This window comes from Robertmurraya sp. (assembly GCF_036676585.1).
In the GTDB taxonomy this organism is placed as follows: Bacteria; Bacillota; Bacilli; order Bacillales; family Cytobacillaceae; genus Robertmurraya_A.
In genome coordinates, this window is record NZ_JAKFCQ010000149.1 from 71,273 (window position 1) to 77,995 (window position 6,723).

8 protein-coding genes and 1 pseudogene are annotated in these 6,723 nt (G+C 39.5%); 3 read left to right on the forward strand and 6 right to left on the reverse strand.

All coding sequences use genetic code 11. The features are described from left to right. Positions 1 to 110 precede the first annotated feature (110 nt). On the forward strand, positions 111 to 698 hold the full coding sequence (locus ACGLXV_RS18805; protein WP_391559856.1) for an ECF transporter S component: 588 nt from the start codon (positions 111 to 113) through the stop codon (positions 696 to 698). Positions 699 to 873: 175 nt separating this feature from the next. On the opposite strand, the gene ACGLXV_RS18810 is transcribed toward ACGLXV_RS18805, so the two are convergent. Then, a complete protein-coding gene (locus ACGLXV_RS18810; RefSeq protein ID WP_391559857.1) occupies positions 874 to 1,356 on the reverse strand; it encodes an HXXEE domain-containing protein in 483 nt (160 codons plus the stop codon). Between the two features lie 118 nt (positions 1,357 to 1,474). Here ACGLXV_RS18810 and ACGLXV_RS18815 point away from each other — a divergent pair, with 118 nt between their 5' ends. Beyond that, positions 1,475 to 1,651, forward strand: a complete 177-nt coding sequence (locus ACGLXV_RS18815; protein ID WP_391559858.1) for a hypothetical protein — start codon at positions 1,475 to 1,477, stop codon at positions 1,649 to 1,651. Positions 1,652 to 1,745: 94 nt separating this feature from the next. Here ACGLXV_RS18815 and ACGLXV_RS18820 read toward each other — a convergent pair whose 3' ends face one another. Together ACGLXV_RS18820 and ACGLXV_RS18825 are read right to left on the reverse strand one after the other, a co-directional pair. Next, positions 1,746 to 2,135, reverse strand: a complete 390-nt coding sequence (locus tag ACGLXV_RS18820; protein ID WP_119706569.1) for a tautomerase family protein — start codon at positions 2,133 to 2,135, stop codon at positions 1,746 to 1,748. 64 nt (positions 2,136 to 2,199) lie between these two features. Continuing rightward, on the reverse strand, positions 2,200 to 2,781 hold the full coding sequence (locus ACGLXV_RS18825) for a DUF4256 domain-containing protein (protein WP_391559859.1): 582 nt from the start codon (positions 2,779 to 2,781) through the stop codon (positions 2,200 to 2,202). A 183-nt stretch (positions 2,782 to 2,964) separates the two neighbouring features. On the opposite strand from ACGLXV_RS18825, the gene ACGLXV_RS18830 reads away from it, so the two are divergent. Further along, positions 2,965 to 3,783 carry a mechanosensitive ion channel family protein gene (locus ACGLXV_RS18830; protein WP_391559860.1) on the forward strand — a complete coding sequence of 273 codons (819 nt, stop codon included), beginning with the start codon at positions 2,965 to 2,967 and terminating at the stop codon, positions 3,781 to 3,783. 53 nt (positions 3,784 to 3,836) lie between these two features. Here ACGLXV_RS18830 and ACGLXV_RS18835 read toward each other — a convergent pair whose 3' ends face one another. The 3 genes and pseudogenes from ACGLXV_RS18835 to ACGLXV_RS18845 form a co-directional block, all read right to left on the reverse strand. Beyond that, positions 3,837 to 4,718, reverse strand: coding sequence for an ROK family protein (locus ACGLXV_RS18835; protein WP_391559861.1), 882 nt, complete (start codon positions 4,716 to 4,718; stop codon positions 3,837 to 3,839). 27 nt (positions 4,719 to 4,745) lie between these two features. Then, positions 4,746 to 6,314 (reverse strand): alpha-L-rhamnosidase-related protein, encoded by a 1,569-nt coding sequence (locus tag ACGLXV_RS18840; protein ID WP_391559862.1) that lies wholly within the window; start codon positions 6,312 to 6,314, stop codon positions 4,746 to 4,748. Beyond that, a pseudogene (locus ACGLXV_RS18845) lies at positions 6,295 to 6,723 on the reverse strand (hypothetical protein); the annotation flags it as partial. The gene ACGLXV_RS18840 and the pseudogene ACGLXV_RS18845, both read right to left, overlap by 20 nt.

Genomic DNA, 6,723 nt, shown 5'->3' on the forward strand with positions numbered 1-6,723 from the left:
AGCAAAACTCGCCCCATCTAGAAAAAAACGCTCTTTAGCCTGTCCCCCTATTGTCTCTTTTGTGTAGAATGAAAACGAAGAATATATTATTTGTTAAGAGGAGTTTATTCATGAACAAAAAAAACAAGACATTCCGAATGGTCCTATTAGGGATGCTTTCTGCCATCATCATTATACAAACGACCATCCCGTTTTTAGGATATATCCCGATGGGACCGCTTAGCTTGACGATTATTCAGGTAACGGTCATTGTCGCAGCAATCGTCCTTGGAATGAAGGAAGGAGCCATTGTTGGCGGCATATGGGGAATCATCACCTTCATCAGGGCATTTGTCGCTCCGACAAGCGTAATTGCACCCATTGTTTTCACGAATCCGCTTGTATCTGTTTTGCCTCGGATTTTAATTGGTGTGGTTGCTGCATATGTGTTCCATCGATTACTCAGTGGAAAGCTCAATGAAACAGTAAGAATGAGTGTTGCCGGTGTGCTGGGATCTTTAACAAATACGGTTTTAGTTCTTGGATTCATTTATTTATTTTATGGGGAGCCCTATGCGAACTTTTTGAAGTTGGATATGGAGCAGCTTTTGCCTGCACTGCTGACCATTGTAGCCACTAATGGAATTACTGAAGCGATTCTTTCAGGTGTGTTGACGCCGATTATTTCAAAGCCGTTATTAAGATTGAGAAAAAAATAGAAACCTTGGCTGCTTAAGGCTGTCGACAAACTTATGTGTTTTATGTTTGTCGGCAGTCTTTTATTTCGGTTGGTTCAGGAAGAGGGAAGAACTCATCACTATGCCTGACTAGTATTCTACACTAACCTACTTTGTATAATAAAGTGATCTCTCCCCATTAAAAGGTTTCATTCGATTAATAATTTAGTAAATTTCCTCCCAACATAAACAAAAGTGGAATCATAGCTAATAAAATTATTCCAATTACAACTGTTGATAAAACTATTTCTTTTAGAGTAACCAATTTTAAATCATGTAATTTAAATAGTATAACGGTGTTGATTGGTATATTTAATAGTAGAGCTGTAGCTAAACCAGGTGCGTATGTTTTCATTAATAAAGTAGCTATTAGATGCGGAAAAATTGCATTAAAAATCATAGAGCCTATAAAGCCAATGAATGCCCACTTAATGATATTTGATTCTGAAAAGCTTAAATACAGAAAAGCTACTAAATATGCAAGTGCAGTAATGATCAACACTGCAAAGTGAAATTCATTGGGTGTTACTGTTTTTTGAAAGGATGAATCAAGCTGAGACCATTTAGGTAACCATAAGGCTTCTTCTAAATTATGTAATGTAATTGCTAAGCAAAAGAATATAGCATAATAGCTTTTCACATAATCCCTCTTTTTTAATTATTTGTTTAATAGAACATATACATTTACCAATTTTTATTTTACATGTATGATTATTCCAGTGCACTAATCTTGAAGAACTTTAAAATGGGGTGTCAAATTGAGGACCAGAGCTAAACAAGTATTTCTCATAATGGCAATCGGTTTAATCATTTTAATTGCTTCAACCATTATTAATGGTGAAATGAATGCAAATAATTTTATTATCTTCCTTTCAGGTGGTATTTTAGGATTAGTGATAGGAAGAAATGAATCTAAAAAAGAAGAAGATAGTTAATCAGTCTCATTCTATTCCATAGAATCTTTCTTCCACAAACCTCCCCATTTATCGAACAAGAAAAAGTGGTCCATAATAGACCACTTTCTACTCTTCATACATTCACTTTATAATTTAACGCTAACTCATCGCCAGGTAGTCCTCTTATTCCCCAGTTATGTTTCGGTGTTTCAAAAATGGTTATCTCGACATCTTGAGGAGAGATATTCAATTGGCTGTTTATGCGTTCAAAAAGCAGATTGATCAGCTGTTTTTTAGCTTCTATCGTTCGCCCCTCAAACATACTAACCTCAATTATGGTATATGCATCCGTTCTTCCGTTTGAAAAATAAAAATCTTCTTTGTCCATAGGAAAAAAACGGTGAAATTTCTTATCCGAAGGAAGCTCAAGTGCTTCTACCATACACGAATGAATAACATTCGATAATGTTTCCTTAATTGGATGTAATCTTTCTTTTACACCGTAAATTTTAATTTGCCCCACTCTCATCTCACCTTTCTCTTCTCAACTAAGCTCGACTTACACTAAACAAAATTCTGTGCTAAATTTAGACCCTTAGTGAGCCGCGGAATCCTCTGGCAGCATAGTAAGATTCGGCACCGTTATGATACACGAAAACATGACCGAAGCGACAGTCGCAAAAAAGGGCCCCACCGAGTTCTCTAATATCAGAGGGTGTTTGTACCCAGCTCGATGTTTTCAAATCAAAATTCCCAAGCTTCTGCAATTCTCGATATTGTTCCTCGGTTAATAGTTCAATGCCCATGGCAGACGACAAATCGATTGCGCTATTTTCAGGTTTATGATTTTTCCTTGACTCTAACGCTTCACGGTCGTAACAAACACTTCTGCGGCCTTTAGGACTTTCCGCTGAACAATCATAAAAAAGGTATTCGTCCTTCTCCTGATCATAACCAACAACATCCGGTTCACCGCCAGTTCTTTCCATTTCATTAAGCGACCACAGTTTTTCCGTATTCACTTCCAGCTTCGCTTGGATTTTATCCCATTCAAGACCTTCGTGGCGGTTCATGTTTTTTTCAAAACGGGCTTTCAATACTTTTAATAAGTCTTCACGTTGTTCTAGTGACAATTCCTTATTATTGCTGATGGCATTTCCCTTTGTCATATTCATTCCCCCTTATTGTTATTACTCATAATGGTTTAAGTATATATACATATTAGTTTAAAAATAAATCGTTTTCAAAAACTACTTGGAGAAATACGATATGTTTCCATCCATTTGGGACAGTTATTTTTTCTCCTTTTCCACATTCCTTTGGTATATTAAGAGAAGTGGAGGGTTGATAAAATGTTTTCCTTTGAATTGTTCGAACGATTGCCCGTAAAGATTTTAATTGTGGCAGTACTGATTATACTTACCGTTTACTTGATTCGTAAATCCATCAAGCTTTTCTTTGACAAAACGAGCTTCTTGGATGAAAAGCGAGAAGAGACATTGATGCATTTCGCATACCAGGTGACAAAGTTAATGGGACTGGTGTTCTTCTTTCTTTATGTGCTCAGCAATTTCTATAACCTGACTAGGCTTGTTACTGGTTCGGTCGTGGTGGCCGGTGCCCTGGCATTGATTTTCCAGCATATCATCCGCGATTACATTATGGGGCTGACTTACTTGTTTGAACGTCAGATTCATCACGGAGATTATGTGATTATCAATGGAAATCATCAGGGGAAAATCGAGGAAATCAGCATGCGCCACCTGAAGATTCGCCAGTTTGATGGTTACCTTTATTCGGTTTCCTATAGCAACATCAATGAACTACATAACGGGAGCCGGGGAAGGCGCCGCGTGAACGAAAGCCTTGTTCTAAGCTACAGTCAAAATCCGGACGACGCTTTTAAGGTCATGGAGGAAGTGGCTCAAACTTGCAACGAGAAATACGGAGAATTCTTGTTGAAGGATGAGCACGGTGTTATCGTGGAGAGCTTTAAATTTAACCAAATCACCGAACTGAACGTTGATTTCAGAGGTCACAGATACTCCATATCCGGACTTGTGAAGGAAGAGGATCTCGTTGAAGCAAGCAAAAAGGTAAGGTATGAAATGGCCATGGCTGCCTATATGCACAACTTGGAGATGGCAGAGAGCTTTAACACAGGCCATTAACATGCAAATAAAAATGGGACGTATACCAAAACATACGTCCCTTCTTGTTCCATTTATTTGTTCATAAAATGATACACCGCACCAATCATCCCGGCATCATTTCGATGTTTACATGGAGCAATTTCCACTTTTAAAAATTTCCACCACTCTAGTTCTTCCAGCTTCCCTTGAATTTGGTTGATGAGTCCTTCTCTTGCACTTACTCCCCCACCAATTAGTATCTTCTGTGGATTTAGAGTCACTGCCAAATTATAGAGTCCGTAACTAATATGCTCCAACCAGTCATGAATTAATTGGTCCACCTCTTGATTTTCAGCAGCCTCGGAAAAAATGGACTCTCCTTCAACCTTTACATCCTTTTCCAAGCCCTTATACTCTCTATACCTTCTGATCAGACTAGTGGTAGAAGAGTTGGTATGAAGCATTTCTTTCCCCTTTACATCTGCTTGTGTTAGCATAAAGCCAAATTCACCACCGCGGAACGTATGGCCGTGGACGATCTTTCCATTCACCATGATCCCCCCGCCAATTCCTGTGCCGATCGTATAGCAAATGAAGTCATCACAGCCCACGGCATTTCCGCTCCATCTTTCCGCTAACGCTGAGCAATTTCCATCATTCTCAATCTCCACTCGTAAAGAAACCTTGGCTTCAAGGAGCTCCTTTAGATTTTTTCTGTCCAAAGCGGTAATGGCTCCCGCTCTCTCGGCGAAACCAGTGCTTGGATTAATGAAGCCCGGAAGGCTAATGGCAACACCTTCCACTTCATGGGCCTCTTTATATTCCATAATCGTTTTGACCATATCGACCAAAAAGACCTCTAGGTCATCACAGGTAGTCGAGTAGCTTCCTTTTGTTACAATCGTTCCGTCCTCAAGGATGATTCCGTGCTTTACCTTTGTTCCACCCACGTCAAAAGAAATATACTTTTTCATCTTCTTCTCCTTTTAGCCAAAAGCAACTTATAGATGATACTTACGAATTAAATACGTTGGTGTGCAGCTCCAAGCATGACAATAACTGTTGATCAAATGACTTCCGTATGGGGAAAACTCTTTGTTTTTCGGGTCATACAGCTCCCAAAACGTATCTGCACCATCTTCAATCATTCCACCCCAGTAGGTTTTCATCTCAGAAATGGCTAGCTCTTTTTCTCCAGCAATAAGTAACGCTTCGATAAAGTGATGATACATATATGGAGTGGCGATACCTGTTTCAGGTCTTACCTCCAATAAACGGTTCATCAATTGATTGTTCTCATCATCAGATAACACACCAGCTAATACCATCCAGATTTGACTCGCCCAGGACACTTGTCGATCTGCACCACTCACAAAAAACTGTAATTCTTCATCCCATAAATAATTCTTCGTTGCCTCCACAATTTCCTGTAAGCGTACAGCAAGAATCTCTTTTTCTGGTAATTTCAATTCCTCTGCTAAAAATACCGCTTGCTTTATTGTATAGATTAAAATCGCTTGTGAAGGAGTTTGCTTGTTTAATCCCTGCTGCCAATCAATAAAGGACCACCACTCTGAAGAATCTGCTAAAATATGATTTTCATCTAATCGTTCAAGAGCCAGTTCCACTTGACGGTATGCAGTTGGCCATAATTCTATTAACGTTTCTTTGTCTCTTGTTGCTAGATAGTAATCGTGTAATGTTGATAAGAAGAATAGTGAGTAGTCAAACAAAAAGGTATCATCTGCAATCAACTGCGGCTCAATAAATACATTGGCTGACACCTTTCCCTGATCATTCGGCACGCCGGCAAAAAGATATAAACATCTTTTGACTAAATCATTCGTCCCAAACGTTTCATAATTGGCTAACGCCTGCAAACGTAAATCTCCTAACCAAAGTCGGCGGTCACGCTTTGGTCCATCTTCAAACACATCCTGCATACAATCAGCTAAGGTTTTTATGCTCACTTCGTCAATTTTTTGTAAAAGCGGGTCTGAATGACCTAACACTTCCACTGCATCCAAATCAGCAGAAGTAACGGCTCGACACTCGATCTCTTCAAACACGACTTGGTACTTTTTCGAGGTGGCTAGGATCTCAAACTTCACGTATCTAAAAGCATATCTGCGTGGAAGAGCAATCGTTGCTGGCAAGACATCTACAAAAATGGTCTCCTCCTGTAGCCAAGCACTACTTAACCAGCCATCATTATTATCAAATGGTTCACCCATTTCTACTGGCATTTCTCCAATCGTTAGCTTCAGTTTTAACGGGGCATCCGGCGGGCTTCCCACAGGACGAACACGAAAGGTTAGGTACCCCACTTGGTGGTCCCCAAAATCAACGATAAAGGAATCACCTTTCTTGTATTCTTGTTTTTGCCATTCATCCATGGAAGATGCATGCTCCACCTTCCATCCATGCATGACATCAGGATTCGGAAGGACATGAACGAGCGCCGTCGGTTTTACACAACTGCTTTTTAATTCTGGCTTCAATCGGTGAGCTTCTTCAATAAAGGCTTCATTTTTTACAACAACATGATTCTTAAGCTTTTGAGTACTCATGATTACTCTCCTTTTTTCCGGCTAATATAGCTTCATTGATTTTTTGAATGATGGAATCTACATCTTTTAGTTGAATAGTTGGTTCCTTGGCGAAACGAATTAGAGTGTAGGCCTTCATATGTGAAAAAGGTCCGATTTTTTCTGAGATTCCAGGACTGTGCTTCTCTAGTACTTCCATGGCTTCAGTAGAGGAAAGTAGGTCTAGCACTCTTGAATTCTTCGTAAATAGATCCAAGCTTCCCATTTGATTTGGATACGTAAAGGTATATACGCCAGAACGGACTTCTATTCGAACATTCCCGTCCTGATTTTCAACCTGTACGACTCCCTCTGCATGAACGACTTCCTCGTTATTTTCCTTTAGATCCTCACTATGAACATTCGGTAACACAATGGTCGCAGTCGTATT

Coding starts and splice junctions, on each gene's coding strand:
- ACGLXV_RS18835 (WP_391559861.1), bottom strand. CDS start 4,718: ATGAAAAAGTATATTTCTTTTGACGTGGGTGGAACAAAGGTAAAGCAC.
- ACGLXV_RS18805 (WP_391559856.1), top strand. CDS start 111: ATGAACAAAAAAAACAAGACATTCCGAATGGTCCTATTAGGGATGCTT.
- ACGLXV_RS18830 (WP_391559860.1), top strand. CDS start 2,965: ATGTTTTCCTTTGAATTGTTCGAACGATTGCCCGTAAAGATTTTAATT.
- ACGLXV_RS18840 (WP_391559862.1), bottom strand. CDS start 6,314: ATGAGTACTCAAAAGCTTAAGAATCATGTTGTTGTAAAAAATGAAGCC.
- ACGLXV_RS18825 (WP_391559859.1), bottom strand. CDS start 2,781: ATGACAAAGGGAAATGCCATCAGCAATAATAAGGAATTGTCACTAGAA.